This window comes from Aeromonas sp. 2692-1, from assembly GCF_013085505.1.
GTDB classification, from domain to species: Bacteria; Pseudomonadota; Gammaproteobacteria; order Enterobacterales; family Aeromonadaceae; genus Aeromonas; species Aeromonas hydrophila.
This window is the reverse complement of sequence record NZ_CP038513.1, coordinates 3,293,234-3,311,630: the sequence shown is the minus strand read 5'-3', so window position 1 is coordinate 3,311,630 and position 18,397 is coordinate 3,293,234. Positions and strand designations below refer to the sequence as shown.

Sequence of the window (18,397 nt, the reverse complement as noted above, 5' to 3'; positions counted from 1 at the left end):
CCGTCAAGCCCGCCACGGGCAAAGCCTCAGCCCCTTGGTCGCGACGCACTGGCCTTGCTGCGGTGGGCAATCAACTCGGCGGGCAATCGGGCTGGCTCATGTGCCACCTCAGGTTCATGTTCGCCTGCCCGCGCATCCATCTCTGCCTCGCTCCATACCCGGCTCCACCAGATCTCCCACATTACCCAGCTGGTCATGACATGCTCCTGGCAGGCGTTGCCTGCGTTTATGGTGGTTTCTCTCCAACGGGAGCAGCATGGCTGGCCGCCATGACAGAGCGATGACATTCACATGAAGGAGCCGTGTCGAGGCCATGATCCCATCAGGGCAACCCTGGCAAGCAGTGCCCGTTCGTCCTGCCATGACAGGCAAGACTGGACAGGGGAAAAAGAAAGAGAAGAAAGGAGGATAGCGGGGGACGCCAGCGACAAGCGAGCCAATGAAAAGAGCGGCCATGAGGCCGCTCTTTGGTATCGGATAAAGGGGAGCGATTATTCGTCGCCCGCTTCACCTGCATCGACAGCACCGGTGTCCGCTGCGGTATCGGTGCCTTCAGACACCTCCCCTTCAACGGCCAGCACTTCGTTTTCGTCTTCGTCGCTCTCGGCAACCCGCTGCAGACCGACCACGGTCTCGTCTTCACCGGTACGGATCAGACGCACACCACCGGTGTTGCGGCCGATGACGCTCACCTCAGACACCCGGGTACGTACCAGGGTACCGCCGTTGGTGATCAGCATGATCTGGTCGGTATCTTCGACCTGGATCGCATCGATCACCTTGCCGTTGCGCTCATCCACCTTGATGGAGATGACGCCCTGGGTACCACGGCTCTTGGTCGGGTACTCGTCGAGCGCGGTACGCTTGCCGTAACCGTTCTCGGTGGCGGTGAGGATGGCCCCGTCGCCACGCGGCACGATGAGGGACACCACCTTGTCACCGGCGCCCAGCTTGATGCCGCGCACACCGGCAGCGGTACGCCCCATGGGACGTACGCCCTTGAAGGTGCCCTTGCTTTCGGTGCCTTCGCCGTTGTCGCTGCCATCATCATCGTTGCCGGCGTCGTCGTCGGTTTCAACTTCGTCAGTGGCATCGGCATCAGCGCGACCGCTGCCTTCCGCGAAGCGAACAACCTTGCCCGCATCGGAGAACAGCATGATCTCGTTGCTGCCATCGGTGATGTCCACCCCGATCAGCTCATCACCCTCTTTCAGGTTGATGGCGCGGATGCCGGAGGAGAGCGGACGGCTGAAGTCGGACAGGCTGGTCTTCTTCACGGTACCGTTGGCGGTGGCGAAGAACACATACTTGTCGGCGTCATATTCCTTGACCGGCAGGATGGCGGTGATGCGCTCACCCTCATCCAGCGGCAGCAGGTTGATGATCGGACGACCGCGAGCGCCACGGGACGCCTCCGGCAGCTGATACACCTTGAGCCAGTAGACCTTGCCACGGGTGGAGAAGCACAGAATGGTGTCGTGGGTGTTGGCCACCAGCAGACGCTCCACAAAATCCTCTTCCTTGATCCGGGTGGCCGACTTGCCACGACCACCGCGGCGCTGGGCCTCGTAGTCGGAGAGCGGCTGATACTTCACGTAACCCTGGTGAGACAAGGTCACGACCACGTCTTCCGGGGTGATCAGATCTTCGATGTTGATCTCGGCACTGGACATGCTGATCTCGGTACGACGCTCGTCGCCGTACTGCTCGCGCACGGCCAGCAGTTCGTCACGGATCACTTCCATCAACCGTACCGGGCTCGCCAGGATGAACAGCAGCTCGGCGATGAGATCCAGCAGAGATTGGTACTCTTCCAGGATCTTCTCGTGCTCGAGGCCGGTCAGCTTGTGCAGACGCAGGTCAAGGATGGCCTGGGCCTGCTGCTCGGTCAGGTAATAGTGACCTTCGCGGATGCCGAACTCGGGTTCCAGCCACTCGGGGCGGGCTGCGTCGTCACCGGCTTTCTCCAGCATGGAGGCCACGTTGCCGAGCTCCCAGCCGCGGGCAACCAGGCCCGCTTTCGCGTCGGCCGGGGTCGCGCTGTGGCGAATGAGTTCGATGACCGGGTCGATGTTGGCCAGCGCCACCGCCAGACCTTCCAGGATATGAGCCCGATCCCGCGCCTTGCGCAGTTCGAACACGGTCCGGCGGGTCACCACTTCACGGCGGTGCAGCAGGAACGCATCCAGGATCTCTTTGAGGTTCATCACCTTGGGCTGGTTGTTATCGAGCGCCACCATGTTGATGCCGAACGTGGTCTGCATCTGGGTGTGCTTGTAGAGATTGTTCAGCACAATCTCGCCGGACTCGCCGCGCTTGATCTCGATAACGATGCGCATGCCGTCCTTGTCGGACTCATCGCGCAGGGCACTGATACCCTCTATCTTCTTCTCTTTGACCAGCTCGGCGATCTTTTCGATCAGCCGCGCCTTGTTCACCTGATAGGGGATCTCGTGAACGATGATGGTCTCGCGACTGGTCTTCTCGTCCACCTCCACTTCGGCCTTGGCACGCACATAGACGGAGCCACGACCGGTACGGTACGCCTGCACGATGCCGGAACGACCGTTGATGATGCCACCGGTGGGGAAATCCGGGCCGGTGATGTAGGTCATCAGCTCGTCGATGGTGAGGTCGCCGTTCTCGATCAACGCCAGACAGCCGTTGACTATCTCGGTGAGGTTGTGAGGCGGAATGTTGGTCGCCATGCCCACCGCAATACCGGAGGAGCCGTTGACCAGCAGGTTGGGAACCTTGGTGGGCATGACAGCCGGGATCATCTCGGTGCCGTCATAGTTCGGCACCCAGTCCACGGTCTCTTTGTCCAGATCGGCCAGCAGCTCGTGGGAGATGCGGGCCATCCGCACTTCGGTGTAACGCATGGCGGCGGCGCTGTCGCCGTCGACCGAACCGAAGTTGCCCTGACCATCGACCAGCATGTAACGCATGGAGAAATCCTGCGCCATGCGAACGATGGTGTCATACACGGCACTGTCGCCGTGCGGGTGATATTTACCGATTACGTCACCGACCACACGGGCCGATTTTTTATAGGGCTTGTTCCAGTCGTTCCCCAGCTCGTTCATTGCATACAGAACGCGGCGGTGAACCGGTTTCAAGCCATCACGCACATCCGGCAGAGCTCGTCCTACGATCACGCTCATGGCGTAATCAAGATAGGAACTCTTGAGCTCTTCTTCGATGTTGACCGGCGTGATCTCTCTGGCCAGATCGCTCATAGAAAGCCTTAATCCCTAATTAGTTGTTCTTTGGCTTAAACAGCGCGACATGGTAACACACTGAGCCAAATACCTTAAGCCACAAATCCGGTAACAAGTCGGGCTGGTGTGACAAAGTCCGTCCGTTATAATGCCCGCCAGGACAACAGATTGCGCGCGCCCCACCCAGCCTGCGCGCCCTTGCCACAGGATCATCAAAAAATGCACAGTGATGCCAATGTCGATCTGACAGAAATTGCCAAATTCGAAGCCATCGCCTCCCGCTGGTGGGACATGGAGGGAGAGTTCAAGCCGCTGCACCAGATAAACCCGGTGCGCCTTGACTGGATCACCGACAAGAGCGGCGGCCTGTTCGGCAAGCGCATCCTCGACATCGGCTGCGGCGGCGGCATTCTCGCCGAGAGCATGGCCCGCCGGGGCGCCAAGGTCACCGGCATCGACATGGGCAAGGAGCCCCTCGGGGTCGCCCGCCTCCATGCCCTCGAGGCGGGAGTAGAGCTCGAGTATCGCCAGATCACCGCCGAGGCCCACGCCGATGAGGCCCCCGGCCAGTATGACGTGGTCACCTGCATGGAGATGCTGGAGCACGTGCCGGATCCCGCCTCCGTACTGCGCGCCATCGCCACCCTGGTGCGCCCGGGCGGCAAGGTGTTCGTCTCCACCATCAACCGCAACCCGAAAGCCTATCTGATGATGATCCTCGGCGCCGAGTACCTGATGAAGATGGTGCCCAAGGGTACCCACGACCACAAGAAGTTCATCACCCCCGCCGAACTGTGTCGCATGGGTGAGGCGGCAGGCCTGCTGGTACGGGACATGAGCGGGGTGCACTACGCGCCGCTCTCCAACAGCTTCAAGCTCGGTCGCAACGTCGACGTCAACTACATGGTGGCGTTCGAGCGCCCGGAGCAAGGCTGATGACGACCCACTCTGCTGCGCCCCTTGGCTGCGTGCTGTTCGATCTGGACGGCACCCTGCTCGACACCGCGCCCGATCTGGGGGCGGCCGTCAACCACGTGCTGATAAACGAAGGCTTTGCCCCCCTCTCTGACCACATCATCCGTCAGACCACCTCCCACGGGGCGCTCGGGCTGCTCAGGGCCGGTCTTGGTGACGAGCTGCTGGAAGAGCTGGGCGCCACCCGCCTTCGCACCGCCCTGCTCGACTACTACGCCGCCAACCTCTGCGTTGGCACCCGTCCCTATGAGGGGATGGTGGATCTCATCGAGTGGCTCGACGAGAAGCAGCTGCCCTGGGGCATCGTCACCAACAAGCCGGGCTTTCTCACCGAGCCGCTGCTGGCGGCCCTGCCCGAACTCGCCAGTTGCGGCGTCACCGTCAGCGCCGACACCCTGCCGGTGCGCAAGCCCGACCCCGCCCCCATGTACTTTGCCTGCGACCAGCTTGGCGTCGAGGCGAGCCACTGCCTATATGTGGGAGATCACGTGCGCGACATCGAGGCCGGCCGCAACGCCGGCATGCGCACCGCCGTCGCCGGCTGGGGTTATCTCAATGACGACGAGGATCCGGCCCAGTGGGGGGCCGATCTGCACTTTGACACCGTGCAGGCCCTGCACCACTGGCTTCGCTACGAGCTGGGCTGAGATTGCCAGCCCGTGCCGGGCAACTCTGGTACAGGACGCAGACAACAGAGATGGATAACAAAGGCAGCTTTGCCGCCAAAGGATGGCCAGATGAGCACTGTTGACTGATCGCGGCAGAGCCTTGGCAGTGACCACGGGGGATCCCTGGCGATCCCTCGTTTTGGCGGTTTGACAAGCAGGGAAGCGGCGAGATCGGACACCTTTTGACCCTTGCTGCACAAGGGATAATCAGGCTGAATTTGCTAGTAAAAACACCCCCTTTTCGCAAGCAAAAAAAGTTATTTAAATTTTCCATGTTCGATCATCAGACTTGCATTTACCGGATCGGACAGATGAAAACCCACTCGCTGTGAGCGTCCACTAACACAGAGCGGAACACCCACAATTTATCCACAGCTAATCCCTTATCCACAGATTGCAAAGCCGGGCCGACCTCACTATCTTGTAGCTCGAAATCAAAATAACACTATATCTTGTGATTCATCGCACAATAGGTCCCCACCTCCCACGCCTCTCACAGGCCTGGAGGCGAACGCCGTGCGATGGTTTTTCGGGAATCAACTAAAGGTCATCAGCCAATGAACTTGTTTGTGACGAAGCGTAACGGCCACAAAGAACCCATCGATCTGGATAAAATTCACCGCGTGCTCGACTGGGCTGCCGAGGGTCTCGACAACGTGTCGGTCTCCCAGGTGGAACTCAAGTCCCACATCCAGTTCTATGACGGCATCCGTACCGCCGATATCCACGAAACCGTCATCAAGGCCGCTGCTGACCTGATCTCCGAGCAAAGCCCGGACTACCAGTACATGGCCGCCCGCCTGGCCATCTTCCACCTGCGCAAGAAGGCCTACGGCCAGTTCGAGCCGCCCCACCTCTATCAGCATGTCGCCAAGCTGGTGGACATGGGCAAGTACGACAAGCACCTGCTGGAAGACTACAGCCAGGCCGAATTCGAGGAGCTGAACCAGCACCTGGATCACTGGCGCGACATGGACTTCTCCTACGCGGCGGTCAAGCAGCTGGAAGGCAAGTACCTGGTCCAGAACCGCGTCACCGGCGAAATTTACGAGAGCCCGCAGTTCCTCTACATCCTGGTAGCGGCCTGCCTCTTCTCCAAGTATCCGAAAGATACCCGTCTGGACTACATCAAGCGCTTCTATGATGCGGTCTCGACCTTCAAGATCTCGCTGCCGACCCCGATCATGAGCGGCGTGCGCACCCCGACCCGTCAGTTCAGCTCCTGCGTGCTGATCGAGTGCGACGACAGCCTGGATTCCATCAATGCCACCGCCAGCGCCATCGTGCGTTACGTCTCCCAGCGCGCCGGCATCGGCATCAACGCCGGCCGCATCCGTGGTCTGGGTAGCCCGATCCGTGGTGGCGAAGCGTTCCACACCGGCTGCATCCCCTTCTACAAATACTTCCAGACTGCCGTGAAGTGCTGCTCCCAGGGCGGCGTGCGCGGCGGTGCGGCCACCCTGTTCTACCCGCTGTGGCACACCGAAGTGGAGAGCCTGCTGGTTCTGAAAAACAACCGCGGCGTGGAAGAGAACCGGGTCCGTCACATGGACTACGGCGTGCAGATCAACAAGCTGATGTATCAGCGCCTCATCAAGGGCGGCGACATCACCCTGTTCTCCCCGTCCGATGCACCTGGCCTGTACGATGCCTTCTTCGCGGATCAGGACAAGTTCGAAGCGCTCTACGTCAAGTACGAGCAGGATCCGAGCATTCGCAAGAAGACCCTCAAGGCGGTCGATCTCTTCTCCCTGATGATGCAGGAGCGCGCCGGTACCGGTCGCATCTACATCCAGAACGTGGACCACTGCAACACCCACAGCCCGTTCGATCCGAGCGTGGCGCCGGTGCGCCAGTCCAACCTCTGCCTCGAAATTGCGCTGCCCACCAAGCCGCTCAACAACGTGGATGACGAAGAGGGCGAGATCGCGCTCTGTACCCTGTCCGCCTTCAACCTGGGTGCCATCGAGAAGCTGGAAGATCTGGAAGAGATGGCAGATCTCGCCGTGCGCGCCCTGGATGCCCTGCTCGACTATCAGGACTACCCGCTCAAGGCCGCGATGAAGGGCAGCATGAACCGCCGTACCCTGGGGATCGGTGTCATCAACTACGCCTACTACCTGGCGAAGAACGGTGCCCGCTACTCCGACGGTTCCGGTCTGGCGCTGACCCACCGCACCTTCGAGGCGATCCAGTACTACCTGTTGAAGGCCTCCGTGCAGCTGGCCCGCGAGTTCGGCCCCTGCCCGGCCTTCAACGAGACCACCTATGCCCAGGGGATCCTGCCCATCGATACCTATAAAAAGGATCTGGACAACCTGTGCAACGAGCCGCTGCACCTGGACTGGGAAGCCTTGCGCGAAGAGATCCGCACCGTGGGTCTGCGCAACTCCACCCTGACCGCCCTGATGCCGAGCGAGACCTCCAGCCAGATCTCCAACGCCACCAACGGCATCGAGCCGCCGCGCGGTCTGGTGTCGGTCAAGGCCTCCAAGGACGGCATCCTCAAGCAGGTGGTGCCCGAGTATGACCGTTTGAAGGATCAATACGAACTGCTCTGGAAGCAACCGAGCGTCGATGGTTACCTGCAGCTGGTCGGTATCATGCAGAAGTTTGTGGATCAGGCGATCTCCGCCAACACCAACTATGATCCCGCCCGTTTCGAAGGCAACAAGGTACCGATGAAGCAGCTGCTGAAGGACTTGCTGACCGCCTACAAATACGGCCTCAAGACCCTCTACTATCACAACACCCGTGATGGTGCGGACGATGCCCAGACCGATCTGCAAGATGACGGTTGTGCCGGCGGCGCCTGCAAGATCTGATGAACCGGGCGGGAGCATGAAGCTCCCGCCCTCCTGTTTCCCCTTATTCAAGACATTCAAATCACCATGGCCTATTCAACGTTCTGCCAGACCCAAAACGACCAGCTCAAGGAGCCGATGTTTTTCGGCCAATCGGTCAACGTGGCCCGTTATGACCAGCAAAAACACGAAGTGTTCGAACGGCTGATCGAAAAGCAGCTCTCCTTCTTCTGGCGCCCGGAGGAGGTGGATGTCTCCCACGACCGCATCGACTTCCAGGCCCTGCCGCCCCACGAGCAGCACATCTTCATCTCCAACCTGAAGTACCAGACCCTGCTGGATTCCATCCAGGGTCGCAGCCCCAACGTGGCGCTGCTGCCGCTGGTCTCCATTCCGGAGCTGGAGACCTGGATCGAGACCTGGGCCTTCTCGGAGACCATCCACTCTCGCTCCTACACCCACATCATCCGCAACATCGTCAACACCCCCGCCCAGGTGTTCGACGACATCGTCACCAACGAGCAGATCCTCAAACGCGCCGGCTCCATCAGCCACTTCTACGACGATCTGATCGAGGCGACCGCGCTCTACAACCTGCACGGTGAAGGCACCCACCGGGTGGCCGGTCGTGACGTGACCATCACCTTGCGCGAGCTGAAAAAGAAACTCTATCTGTGCCTGATGAGCGTCAACGCGCTGGAAGCGATCCGCTTCTACGTCAGCTTCGCCTGCTCCTTCGCCTTCGCCGAGCGCGAGCTGATGGAAGGCAACGCCAAGATCATCAAGATGATCGCCCGCGACGAAGCGCTGCACCTGACCGGGACCCAGCACATGCTGAACCTGATGCGCAGCGGCCAGGACGACCCCGAGATGGCCGAGATTGCCGCCGAGTGCGAGCAGGCCTGCTTCGAGCTGTTCAAGGAAGCCGCCATTCAGGAGAAGGAGTGGGCCGAGTACCTGTTCCAGGACGGCTCCATGATCGGCCTGAACAAGGACATCCTCTGCCAGTACGTGGAGTACATCACCAACCTGCGCATGAATGCGGTGGGTCTGCAGCCAGCCTTTGCCGGGGCCAAGCAGAACCCGATCCCCTGGATCAATACCTGGCTGTCGTCCGACAACGTGCAGGTCGCCCCGCAGGAAGTGGAAGTGAGCTCCTATCTGGTAGGTCAGATCGACAGCGAAGTGAATGCCGAAGACCTGGGTGATTTCGAGCTGTGAGTGACGCCACCGGCACGCTGACCCCTGCCCCGCACGCGGCCCCCGCCCAGAGCGACGCAGGCTCGCCACGGGTGCATACCCAGGATGGCGTGCTGCACGCCCATCCCGGCGAGAGCGTGCTGGAAACCCTGGAGCGCCACGGTCATCACGTGGAGTTCCAGTGCCGCAGCGGCTATTGCGGCGCCTGCCGTACCCCGCTGCTGGCAGGCAAGGTGCACTATGCCGCCGTACCGCTCGCCTTTGTCTCAGAGGGTGAGTGCCTGCCCTGCTGCTGCAAACCGGTGGGCGCCATCCGGCTGGACATCAAGAAGCGCTGAGCCCCCCTCAGGTTCGCGTCAGCAAACAAAAAGCCGCCGGATTGCTCCGGCGGCTTTTTTACATCCATCTCTATGCCTGGTGAGCGGGCGGCTGATGCGCCACCCGCCCCCACAGGGCCTTACAGCCAGGGCGCGGCGGTCGGCCCATGGTGCAGACCCAGCTTCCAGACCCTGCCGAAGTGCTTGTAGTGACCGGCCGCGACACCGGCCTTCTCGCCCATGCCGTGGTACAGATCGAGGTGGCCCTTCTTCACCGCACCGCCCACATCCAGCGCGATCAACAGCCGCAGCTGGTGCTTGCCGGTCCAGTTGCCCTCTTTGTCCAGCAGCGGCACTTCCGCCAGGATCGGCGTGCCCATCGGCAGCAGGGTCTTGTCGGCGGCCACCGCCGCCATCGGCAGCAGCGGAATGCCGGCAGCCCCGATCACGTCGTTGGTGGGGCGACGCTCGAAGAAGACATAAGAGGGGTTCTGCTCCACCAGCTCCTTGACGCTCTCCTCCGGCTGACGGTTGGCCCACTCCTTGATGGCTTTCATGGACATCTGCTCCTTGGGCACTTCGCCGCGGTCGATCAGCACCCGGCCGATGCTGACGTAACCATGACCGTTCTTGCCGCTGTAACCCAGATATTGCAGCCGATCGTCGTCGCCATAGTGAACGAAGCCCGAGCCCTGCACGTCCATCAGGAAGTTGTCGATGAGGGACTTGCTGTAGCCCAGCTCCAGCCCGCGGTTGGCCAGGGCCCCCTGATGGATCTGGGCCCGACTCGGGCAGCGCCCGCCGCATTTGGGCATGGCATAGATGGGGTACTTGTACTTGGCGTCCGGGCGGTGACGCACCTCCAGCACCGGCGAGTAATAACCGGTGAACAGCACGTTGCCCATCCGATCCGAGCCGCCCAGCTGGGCCAGGCTGATGCCATAACGGGTGATCTGAGCGGGATCGCCACCATTGGCCACCCAGCGGGAGAGTTGATGGTAAAGCTCACCATAGCGGCGGGTCATCTTGCCGGAGCGCTCCAGCACCAGCCGGCTCTGGGGGCCGAACTTGCTGTAGTCGGCGCGCTGTCGGCTGTTGACCCGCTCCACTCGCACCAGATCATCAGGCAGGGGACCGTCCAGATACTGCTTGCCCAGATTTTCCGGCACCTCGCAGTTGAGAAAACATCTGGCATCGGGTTTGTTTTTGGGCACCTGGGCTTGCTCAGAGTTGCCCGCACAACCGGCCAACCCCAGCACTGCGGCGGTCAGCCAGTAAGCGTGTTTATTCATATGTCCTCATATAACACCAAGGGTTATGTTCGGCGGGGAAGATGCCAAATTTGCAGGGGGAAAGCAAACGCCTTCAGGCCTGTGACGGCGGATTTCTCCAAAGGGGATCTTCTGGGTTATAACAAGGTAACAGGGTGTGAGAGGCCATGGATGGAACAGCTCGAAATCTTCCCGCTGCAGAGCCCCTGCATCGGGGTCTGCGAAGTGAACAACAAGGGCTACTGCAAGGGGTGTCTGCGCAGCCGCGAGGAGCGTTTCAACTGGCTCACCATGAGCCATGCCCAGCAGCAAGAGGTGATGCGCCTGTGCCGTGGTCGCAAGGCGCGGGTGGAAGCCGCCCGCCGCAAGGCACAGGAGGGTGCCCAACCCGGGCAGCCGGAGCAACCTGGCTGGGATTTTTAAACCCAACCCTTCTTTTATCCCTCTTTACCCCTCCCTTTGCGCCACCCGCACCAGCTCGCTGAACGCCACGAACAGGTGGTAGAAGGTGCTGGCCGGTGCATGGCCGGTCAACGGCGCCCCCGTCACATCCACCTGATCTATCCACTGACCCGGCAGCGCCGGCATCAGGTAATAGTCAAAGATCCGCCCCACCACCTCACCAATCCGGCGGGCTGTCTCAGCCTCCCCTCGCCGCTCGTAGGCTGCCAGCAGCGCCTTGAGCTGCTCGGTCTGGCACCAAAGCCGGCTGGTCGCCCGATGAGGCAGCCCGTCATCGGTAAGCTCATCCATCACCAGCCCGGTCGGCCCGTGGCCGTGAGCGGTGGCAAAGCGGGTCAGGATGGTGATCCCCTCGTCTATCTCGCGCTCACTCGGTCCATATTCCCACCCTTGCGCCAATGCCCGATAGCGGGCCAACAGCCAGCACCACTCGTAGTGATGACCCGGGTCGATCAGGTGCGAATCGGGATGGGTCGGGAGCAGCCGCTCATCGAAGAACTCCCGCAGCAAGACGGGCTCCAGAAAGCGCTGGCGAAACAGCTGATAGAGCCGATGGGCGCGCCCTTGCCAGCGCGGCTCATCAAAGCACTCCGCCGCCACCAGCAGCGCTTCGAACAGATGCATATGGGGATTTTGACTGCGCGGCGCGCTTGGCGGAAAGCGGGAGTGAAACCCGCCGCACAGGGGATCGGCAAAGAGCAGTTCGATGGCCTGATAGCGCGACTCGGCCTGCTGCTGCCAGCGCGGCTCGCCGCTCAAGCGGTAGAGCCAGCACTCGGCCAGCAGGGCAAAGGCGTATTCGTAGCAGCACACCGCACTGTCGGCGGGCGAGCCATCGGCATTGAGGGAAAACAGCTGGTTGCCGGCACCATCAGCAAAGTGCCTCATGCCGAACATGGCGCAGCGCTCTGCCAGCTCGCCCCCCTCATACCAGCCGAGCAGGGCGGCGTGACTGAACACATAGATCTGGCGGCTCTGCACCCGAAAACGAATGGGCTGCCAGAGCGGCGCGCCTGCGCCATCCAGCCCTTCGGCAAACAGCCCCCGCTCCCAATCAAATCCGCTTGCCCCCCAGTGAGGTAGCGCCTCCTCCACCAGCCAGCGTCGGCAGCGCTGCGCGGCCTCTCTTATCTCGTCATGCATCTCAGCACCTCTCCAGCCAACCCATCACCCAAGCCCATAAAAAGGGAGAGCCCTGCTCTCCCCTGTCTGTGCTCACCTCAACTCTTGAACGGCCTAGAACAGCCCGACGGCGACCCCGACAAAGGCCACTACCAGCAGCCCCAGCATGGCCTTGACCGGCGAGACGTTGCGCCTGGCCATCAGATACCAGGTGCCCAGCACCACCAGCAGCGGCATCAGTTTGGGAAAGATGCCGTCCAGCATGGCCTGCAGCTGGATGTTGACCCCGTCGGAGGTGACGAAATCGAGCCCGGTGGAGAGATTGACGTAACTGGCCGCCACCCCGCCCATCACGAAGACCCCGAGCAGGGAGAGCGCCTCGCGCAGCTTGACCGACTCCGAGCTCACCAGTGCCTCCACCGAGCCGGTTCCCATCCGGTAGCCCTTCATGAACAGCATGTAGGAGCCGGTGATGACGATGGCGTTGAAGCTGATGATGTAAAAGAGCGGTCCCAGCACGCTGCCGCCGGCGGCCAGCGCCATGCCGATGCTGAGCAGAATGGGCACCAGCATGCCCGGGATCATGGAGTCCCCGATCCCGGCGATGGGCCCCATCAACCCCACTTTCAGGGTGTTGATGGTCTCGCCATCGATCCGCTCGCCGTTGGCCCGCTTCTCCTCCAGCCCCACCGCCAACCCGTTGATGATGGCGCCAAGCTGAGGCTCGGTGTTGTAGAAGGAGGCGTGACGCTTCATCGCCTCCGTCCGCTCCACCTTGCCGGGATAGAGTTTTTTCAGCGCCGGCATCATGCCAAGGCAGAAGCCGAACGATTCGAGTCGCTCGAAACTCATGGAGGAGAGGTTGTACATCATCCAGGCGCGCCAGCAGGCACGCAGCTCCTTGGGAGTGAGAGCCACCGGCGCCTTGTTCACCGGCTGGCCCGCTTGCAGCTTTGCATCCATCAGAATTCATCCTCATCGTCGGTTTGGGTGGCAGCGCGGGCAGCCGGTGCAGGGCGCGGCTCCGGCTTGTAGTTGTAGTGGATGAGCGCAAGCAGGGCGCCGATCATCACCAGCCCCACCATGTTGAGCTTGAGAAAGACGATGCCGACAAAGCCCACCAGAAAGTAGATCAGCATGCTGCTCTGCTTGATGATCTGCTTGAGCAGGATGGCGATGCCGACCGCCGGCAGTATGCCGCCCACCACCGTCATGGTGCGGATCACCAGCTCCGGCAGGTTGTTCATGAAGCCTTCGATGTACTGGTTGCCAAAATAGACGGCGATGAAGGTGGGCACGAAGCGCAGCACGAAGTTGCTGGCCTGCGGGAAGATGGCGCTGTTGAGGTATACCCCCTGCTCGTCCCCCTGCTCCAGCGCCACGTCGGCCCTGTGGTTCCAGTAGGAGTTGAGCACCATCATGAAGTTGAAGAGGATGGTGCCGGCGATGCCGATGGTGGCGGCAATGGCCACCGCCACCGACGGCTCCTTGCCCGACAGAATGCCCAGCGCAATGGCCGGAAAGGCGACGAAGTTGAGATCCGCCGGCATGGAGCCGCCCGGCGTCACCATGGCGATATAGACCGCCTGCACCGCCACCCCGATGAGGATCCCGGTCTGGATATCACCGAGGATGGCCCCCACCAGCATGCCAGAGACCAGCGGACGGGTGATGGTGTACCAGCCCCCGGTCAATCCCAACAGCCAGGGGCTGCTGAGGGCACCGAGATAACAGAGTATCCCGATGAGTGTTGCTTCCAGAAACATGATGTCTGCTCCCTATTTCAGCTTTTTCTGGGCATCCGCCCAGCTGTAGTGGCTGGCATCCGGCACCAGCCGAAAGTCAATGTCGTGGCCAAGGCCGGCCAGGTAGTCGAAGGCGGCGATCTCCTGCGCCGTGACCGACTGGTTGGGGCCTATGGTGGTGGTCTGTTCGCGGGCACTCATGGGCCCGACGTTGATCTTGCCGTTGTGGTTCTCAAGAGAGATGCCGGCGGCGCAGAGCCGCTGCAGGGTGACCGGCGACTTGCCAATCACGAAGTAGCGCTTGTCGCTGGCGATCACTTTGGGCAGCTTGGCAATCGCCGTCGCCACGTCGAACAGCCACACCCGGGTGTCCGGCACAGCGCCGATCATCACCTGGGAGAGCAGCGGATCGGCCGCCACCTCGTCATCGATCGCGACGATGCCGTCGCAAGGCAGCTCTCTGGCCCAGCGCGTCACCAGCTGGCCATGGATCACCCGATCGTCAATGCGTACAAATGAAATCGCCATCTCGCTCTCCTAGAAGTTGTCGTCTTGCTGGTGCGCAGCCGCCGGGGCCGCGATCACCATGGATTCCAGCGCCTGGGCCAGCAATTGGCGGGCCGCCTCGTGCACATCCACGGCATCCAGCAGCTCGGCGCTCATCAGCAGCATGGGGAAGTTGACCCCGGTCACCACCGCCAGCGGCTGTGGCCATTCGGGGTCAAACGCGAAGCGGCACGCCACGTTGTAGGGGGTGCCGCACTCCATGTCACACAGCACCAGCACCCCGTCAGCCCCTGCGCCATGGCGGCGCAGGGTCTGTGCAAACTCGCTGCGAAAGGCCTCGATCCCCCCCTCTTCGGTGAGGGAGACGGTCGCCACCGCGGGCAGTTCGCCGTAAACCATGCTGGCGCTGGCCAGCAGGGCCGGCGCCAGTGAACCATGGGTTGCGATAAGGATCCTCAGCATCTTGGTTACCCCCTCACATAGGCCTTGATGGTGGCGATGGTCGCCCCTTCACTCTCGCCGCTCGGGCGGATGCGATAACGCCCTACCGAGGCCGGTACGATGAAGGTCTCGGCGTAGTGCACCACAAACGGCGCGAACGCATGATCGGGGCTCTCCACCGTCGCCTCTCGTCCCTCGATCAGATTGAGTACCTGCACGGTACCACCGGTGTCATGCTCCACCGGCACACTGAACCAGTGGCGACGGGTCTCGATGAATTCCCGCTCGTGCAGCCCGGTGCGCTCCTCGCGCCAGCCCGGCCCCTCGGCGATGAGCTCGATGCGATTGACCAGGTGCTCGCGGGTCCAGTCGGTGTCGCGCTCCCACTGGATCACCTTGCTGCCATGCGCCAGATGGATGGGGCGCGGGATGCCGTCGAGCCCGACCCGGCCCCAGTCCCACAGCTTGAAGGTGAAGATGTAGGGGGTGGCGCTGATCTCGAGCACCATGGCCCCCTCTCCCGAGCAGTGGACGGTTCCGGCCGGGATCAGAAAGTGATCGTGTTTACGGGCCGGAAAACGGTTGATGAAGCGCTCGTCGTCGAAAGGCTTCTCGCCGCGCTGGGCGGCGGCCAGATCCGCCAGCATCGCCTGCGGGTCGATGCCGGTGCGGGTGCCGAGGTAGACGCAGGCGTCCGGCTTGGCATCGAGCAGGTAGTAGCTCTCGTCCTGGGTGTAGTGCATGCCGAACTCCTGCTGGATGTATTCGGTCAGCGGGTGCACCTGCAGGCTGAGCGGCTGCCCCCCCACCGTGTCGAGGAAATCGAACCGGATCGGGAACTCGGCGCCAAAGCGGGCGTGTACCCGCTCCCCAAGCAGCGCGCTGGGCTGGCACAGCACCAGGTTTTGCGACGGGATCTCCACCCTGACCTCGCCAAAGCGCAGGTAGAGGCTGTTCTCTTCCGGTACGCAATCAAAGCACCAGGCATAGTTGGGTTGGGCTGGATCCAGATCGCACACCTGCTTCATCCACTGCCCGCCCCAGACCCCGGGGTCGAAGAAGGGTACCACCCGAAACGGCTGGCGTGCCGCCTGATGCAACCCCGCCAGCAGCGCCTGCCCCGTCACCAGGGTCGGCTTGCCTCGGGTATTGGTGTCGAGCAGGAAATCGATGGTGGGCAGCTGGGCCAGTTTATGGCGATCAAACACCCGCCACTCGATGAAGAAGGCGCGCTTGTAGCGGCGCAGTATGTCCTCCTCCTCGTTGCCAGCCCCCCAGTTGCCCAGCTCCTTGCGCCGCAGTCGCTGCTGGATCTCCCAGCGGGCGAGATCGGCATAGACCCGCACATCCCCTCTCGCCACCAGCGAGGCGCCACTGCCCATCACCACCACCAGGCCACGGGTTATCTCTGCGACCTGCCGCTGCAGACTAGCCAGCGCGGCCGGGTCAAAAAACTCCGCCATCTTGTGAGGGGCCAGCACGCCAAAGACCCGGTCCTCGGTGATGAAGCGCTCCAGCATCGCCAGCACTTTTGATTCCGGCAGGCGGGCCTGCTCCACCTCGATGAGCGTGTGGGGCCCGAACCTTGTCAGCAGCTGGCTACGCAGCTCGTCCTGATCCACGCCGTGATAGCAGTCGATCACCAGCACCACCCTTGCCCCACCTTGCCCGTCTGCCGCGGCCTGCAGTCGCCGGGCTATCTCGTGCCAGCCGGCGCAGGCGGCGCCCTCATGGCCGGCGACCACCACTTCCGGGAATTTGTCGTAGTTGGAGACGTAACTCGAATGAATCATTGGCTTGCTCTCTCGTTGATACCTACGAAAGAGATAAATCGATTAACCTGTTAACCACAACCTGATAAACAAGATTAACCTCATAAAATGGTGTATTTGATCGCCAAGATGGGCGAAATATGTGATCATGACAGCAATTTCATCATGGCAAGTTAACAAGAAAAGGTTAATCGATATACCTTTGAGGCCTACTCCCTGACAGGATCCATCCCATGAGCAATGTGACCGTTGCCGACATCGCCCGCCATCTGGGGGTGTCGACTGCCACCGTCTCCATGACCCTGCGCAACAAGGGGCGCATCTCCGAGCACACCCGCCAGCGGGTACTCAGGGCCATCGACGAACTCGGCTATGTCTACAACCAGACCGCCGCCAACCTGCGCAACAAGAGCAGCAACCAGGTCGGTCTGTTGCTGCACGACATCACCAACCCCTTCTATGCGGAGATGACGGCGGGCCTGAGCCGGGAGATGGAGCATCACGATCTGATGCTGTTTCTGGCCAACAGCGAGGAGTCGGCCACCCGGCAGCAGCAGTTCACCGACTCGCTGCAGCGCAACAACGCCGCCGGCATGGTGATCTGCGCCACCCAGACCACTCCCCGCAGCTTCTTCGAGAGCCTGCAACGCCGCCGCATGCCCACCATTCTGATCGTACGGCCGGTGCCGGACGTGGCGATCGACTTCGTCGGCACCGACAACTTCCTGGGCTGCCAGCTGGCGACCGAACACCTGCTGAAGCTGGGCCACCGCCACATCGCCTTTGTCGGGGGCAACCCTGCCTCCATCAGTCGCTCCCAGCGCCTCGGCGGCTACATGAGCAAGTTGCTCGAACACGGCATCTCTCCAAGACTGGAGTGGATCATCGGCTGCGGCGCCAGCCGGGTGGAAGGCACCCGTGCCATCACGGCGCTGCTGGAACAGCATCCCGAGGTGACGGCGGCGGTCTGCTATCAGGACGTGGTGGCGCTCGGCGCCATTCTGGCGCTGCGCAAGCTGGGGCGAGTCATCGGTCAGGACTTTGCACTGGTGGGCTTTGACGATCTGCCGGAAACCGCGCTGGTGGACCCGCCCCTCACCACCGTCTCGGTGGCGTCAAGGGAGATCGGCCGAAAAGCTGGCGAGCTGCTGCTCGAGCGGATGGCCGGCAACGACGAACCGGCCAAGAGCATCATCCTGCCCCCCACCCTGGTGGTGCGCCAATCCTGCGGCAGCCCCTAGCGGGCCGCCGCAAGCGCGGTTTCAAGTGGCTTGCCCAGCAGAAGTGACAATGCGGGGCGTGCCATCCTTCCCGGCCAGCACCCGCAGGCCAAAGCCGCGCGCTCCCAACGCACCGTAATCGTGACCCGCGACGGCGGACCAGACCGCCAGCGCCGAGAGCTGCGTCTCGCCGGTGTTGATGAGTCGATGGGCTACATGGCCTGGGATATGGTGCACGCTGCCGGCGAAGACCTGCTCCAGCCGGCAGACACCGGCCATATCCTGCAGCAGCAACACCCCCTGCCCGCACAACCCGAAGTAGTATTCCGCCTGCTCGGCGCGAGCATGGAGATGACCGCGGGTCATGAAGAACTCCTGGCCAACCCGGCCCGCCTCCAGATAGGTGACCCCCATGTTGAGATCCCCCTCGCCGCCATGGCCAGGCAACATGGCAACCCGATAGAGCCGTGTCTCTGACGGGAGCGCCGCCTCGGCATGCGGGTCAACAAAGAGGCCCTGCAGGTCGGCCAGGGTGGTGCTCTTTTCCACCAGCTCGGCGCCAGCGAGTCTACCGGTCGCAAAGTCAAGAATGGGGGGATCATGGGGATCATCATCTGCTCCTGGGGATCGGGTTATCGACAGGCGCGTCGGCGCCCTTCGGTGTCCCACGCT

Annotated in this window: 17 protein-coding genes; 7 read left to right on the top strand and 10 right to left on the bottom strand. The window is 62.0% G+C overall.

The genetic code is table 11. The features are described from left to right. Nucleotides 1–26: 26 nt before the first annotated feature. Together E5E97_RS15630 and gyrA are read right to left on the bottom strand one after the other, a co-directional pair. A complete protein-coding gene (locus E5E97_RS15630; protein WP_171280525.1) occupies nt 27–197 on the bottom strand; it encodes a hypothetical protein in 171 nt (56 codons plus the stop codon). Nucleotides 198–491: 294 nt separating this feature from the next. After that, a complete protein-coding gene (gene gyrA / locus E5E97_RS15625; protein ID WP_171280524.1) occupies nt 492–3,239 on the bottom strand; it encodes a DNA topoisomerase (ATP-hydrolyzing) subunit A in 2,748 nt (915 codons plus the stop codon). 201 nt (nt 3,240–3,440) lie between these two features. Between gyrA and ubiG the strand changes: the two genes are divergently transcribed. The 5 genes from ubiG (at nt 3,441) to yfaE (ending at nt 9,206) form a co-directional block, all read left to right on the top strand. Beyond that, nucleotides 3,441–4,157 (top strand): bifunctional 2-polyprenyl-6-hydroxyphenol methylase/3-demethylubiquinol 3-O-methyltransferase UbiG, encoded by a 717-nt coding sequence (ubiG, locus tag E5E97_RS15620; protein ID WP_016350657.1) that lies wholly within the window; start codon nt 3,441–3,443, stop codon nt 4,155–4,157. Next, a complete protein-coding gene (locus E5E97_RS15615) occupies nt 4,157–4,843 on the top strand; it encodes an HAD family hydrolase (RefSeq protein ID WP_171280523.1) in 687 nt (228 codons plus the stop codon). Before ubiG ends, E5E97_RS15615 begins: the two co-directional genes overlap by 1 nt. A 578-nt stretch (nt 4,844–5,421) precedes the next feature. After that, nucleotides 5,422–7,689, top strand: coding sequence for a class 1a ribonucleoside-diphosphate reductase subunit alpha (gene nrdA, locus E5E97_RS15610; protein ID WP_016350655.1), 2,268 nt, complete (start codon nt 5,422–5,424; stop codon nt 7,687–7,689). A gap of 66 nt (nt 7,690–7,755) precedes the next feature. After that, nucleotides 7,756–8,889 (top strand): class Ia ribonucleoside-diphosphate reductase subunit beta, encoded by a 1,134-nt coding sequence (gene nrdB, locus E5E97_RS15605; RefSeq protein WP_011706176.1) that lies wholly within the window; start codon nt 7,756–7,758, stop codon nt 8,887–8,889. Further along, complete coding sequence (gene yfaE, locus E5E97_RS15600) at nt 8,886–9,206, top strand: class I ribonucleotide reductase maintenance protein YfaE (protein WP_029300960.1); 321 nt, start codon at nt 8,886–8,888, stop codon at nt 9,204–9,206. The genes nrdB and yfaE overlap by 4 nt, the downstream gene beginning before the upstream one ends. Nucleotides 9,207–9,325: 119 nt before the next feature. On the opposite strand, the gene mltA is transcribed toward yfaE, so the two are convergent. Next, nucleotides 9,326–10,477 (bottom strand): murein transglycosylase A, encoded by a 1,152-nt coding sequence (mltA, locus tag E5E97_RS15595; RefSeq protein ID WP_011706178.1) that lies wholly within the window; start codon nt 10,475–10,477, stop codon nt 9,326–9,328. Nucleotides 10,478–10,627: 150 nt separating this feature from the next. Here mltA and E5E97_RS15590 point away from each other — a divergent pair, with 150 nt between their 5' ends. Next, entirely contained in the window at nt 10,628–10,879 is a 252-nt protein-coding gene (locus tag E5E97_RS15590) for a DUF1289 domain-containing protein (RefSeq protein WP_171280522.1), read from the top strand. A gap of 24 nt (nt 10,880–10,903) precedes the next feature. Here the strand turns inward: E5E97_RS15590 and E5E97_RS15585 are convergent, their stop codons facing one another. From E5E97_RS15585 to E5E97_RS15560, 6 genes are all read right to left on the bottom strand, one after another. Then, nucleotides 10,904–12,061 (bottom strand): AGE family epimerase/isomerase, encoded by a 1,158-nt coding sequence (locus E5E97_RS15585; protein WP_171280521.1) that lies wholly within the window; start codon nt 12,059–12,061, stop codon nt 10,904–10,906. A 93-nt stretch (nt 12,062–12,154) separates the two neighbouring features. After that, nucleotides 12,155–13,003: a PTS system mannose/fructose/sorbose family transporter subunit IID gene (locus tag E5E97_RS15580; RefSeq protein WP_171280520.1), complete on the bottom strand. Its 849-nt coding sequence runs from the start codon at nt 13,001–13,003 to the stop codon at nt 12,155–12,157. Then, entirely contained in the window at nt 13,003–13,806 is an 804-nt protein-coding gene (locus tag E5E97_RS15575; protein ID WP_171280519.1) for a PTS sugar transporter subunit IIC, read from the bottom strand. The genes E5E97_RS15580 and E5E97_RS15575 overlap by 1 nt, the downstream gene beginning before the upstream one ends. 12 nt (nt 13,807–13,818) lie before the next feature. Continuing rightward, nucleotides 13,819–14,313: a PTS sugar transporter subunit IIB gene (locus E5E97_RS15570; protein WP_016350649.1), complete on the bottom strand. Its 495-nt coding sequence runs from the start codon at nt 14,311–14,313 to the stop codon at nt 13,819–13,821. Between the two features lie 9 nt (nt 14,314–14,322). Beyond that, nucleotides 14,323–14,754: a PTS sugar transporter subunit IIA gene (locus E5E97_RS15565; protein WP_146062641.1), complete on the bottom strand. Its 432-nt coding sequence runs from the start codon at nt 14,752–14,754 to the stop codon at nt 14,323–14,325. A gap of 5 nt (nt 14,755–14,759) precedes the next feature. Further along, nucleotides 14,760–16,526 (bottom strand): class I mannose-6-phosphate isomerase, encoded by a 1,767-nt coding sequence (locus tag E5E97_RS15560; protein WP_171280518.1) that lies wholly within the window; start codon nt 16,524–16,526, stop codon nt 14,760–14,762. 212 nt (nt 16,527–16,738) lie between these two features. On the opposite strand from E5E97_RS15560, the gene E5E97_RS15555 reads away from it, so the two are divergent. Next, nucleotides 16,739–17,746, top strand: coding sequence for a LacI family DNA-binding transcriptional regulator (locus E5E97_RS15555; protein ID WP_045789903.1), 1,008 nt, complete (start codon nt 16,739–16,741; stop codon nt 17,744–17,746). 21 nt (nt 17,747–17,767) lie between these two features. On the opposite strand, the gene E5E97_RS15550 is transcribed toward E5E97_RS15555, so the two are convergent. Then, nucleotides 17,768–18,274 carry a glucose-6-phosphate isomerase family protein gene (locus E5E97_RS15550; protein ID WP_253265088.1) on the bottom strand — a complete coding sequence of 169 codons (507 nt, stop codon included), beginning with the start codon at nt 18,272–18,274 and terminating at the stop codon, nt 17,768–17,770. Nucleotides 18,275–18,397: the final 123 nt, after the last annotated feature.

Bases quoted from the DNA above. Each gene is read 5' to 3' on its own strand.
- E5E97_RS15630 (WP_171280525.1), bottom strand. From the start codon at position 197: ATGACCAGCTGGGTAATGTGGGAGATCTGGTGGAGCCGGGTATGGAGC.
- gyrA (WP_171280524.1), bottom strand. From the start codon at position 3,239: ATGAGCGATCTGGCCAGAGAGATCACGCCGGTCAACATCGAAGAAGAG.
- ubiG (WP_016350657.1), top strand. From the start codon at position 3,441: ATGCACAGTGATGCCAATGTCGATCTGACAGAAATTGCCAAATTCGAA.
- E5E97_RS15615 (WP_171280523.1), top strand. From the start codon at position 4,157: ATGACGACCCACTCTGCTGCGCCCCTTGGCTGCGTGCTGTTCGATCTG.
- nrdA (WP_016350655.1), top strand. From the start codon at position 5,422: ATGAACTTGTTTGTGACGAAGCGTAACGGCCACAAAGAACCCATCGAT.
- nrdB (WP_011706176.1), top strand. From the start codon at position 7,756: ATGGCCTATTCAACGTTCTGCCAGACCCAAAACGACCAGCTCAAGGAG.
- mltA (WP_011706178.1), bottom strand. From the start codon at position 10,477: ATGAATAAACACGCTTACTGGCTGACCGCCGCAGTGCTGGGGTTGGCC.
- E5E97_RS15590 (WP_171280522.1), top strand. From the start codon at position 10,628: ATGGAACAGCTCGAAATCTTCCCGCTGCAGAGCCCCTGCATCGGGGTC.
- E5E97_RS15585 (WP_171280521.1), bottom strand. From the start codon at position 12,061: ATGCATGACGAGATAAGAGAGGCCGCGCAGCGCTGCCGACGCTGGCTG.
- E5E97_RS15580 (WP_171280520.1), bottom strand. From the start codon at position 13,003: ATGGATGCAAAGCTGCAAGCGGGCCAGCCGGTGAACAAGGCGCCGGTG.
- E5E97_RS15575 (WP_171280519.1), bottom strand. From the start codon at position 13,806: ATGTTTCTGGAAGCAACACTCATCGGGATACTCTGTTATCTCGGTGCC.
- E5E97_RS15570 (WP_016350649.1), bottom strand. From the start codon at position 14,313: ATGGCGATTTCATTTGTACGCATTGACGATCGGGTGATCCATGGCCAG.
- E5E97_RS15565 (WP_146062641.1), bottom strand. From the start codon at position 14,754: ATGCTGAGGATCCTTATCGCAACCCATGGTTCACTGGCGCCGGCCCTG.
- E5E97_RS15560 (WP_171280518.1), bottom strand. From the start codon at position 16,526: ATGATTCATTCGAGTTACGTCTCCAACTACGACAAATTCCCGGAAGTG.
- E5E97_RS15555 (WP_045789903.1), top strand. From the start codon at position 16,739: ATGAGCAATGTGACCGTTGCCGACATCGCCCGCCATCTGGGGGTGTCG.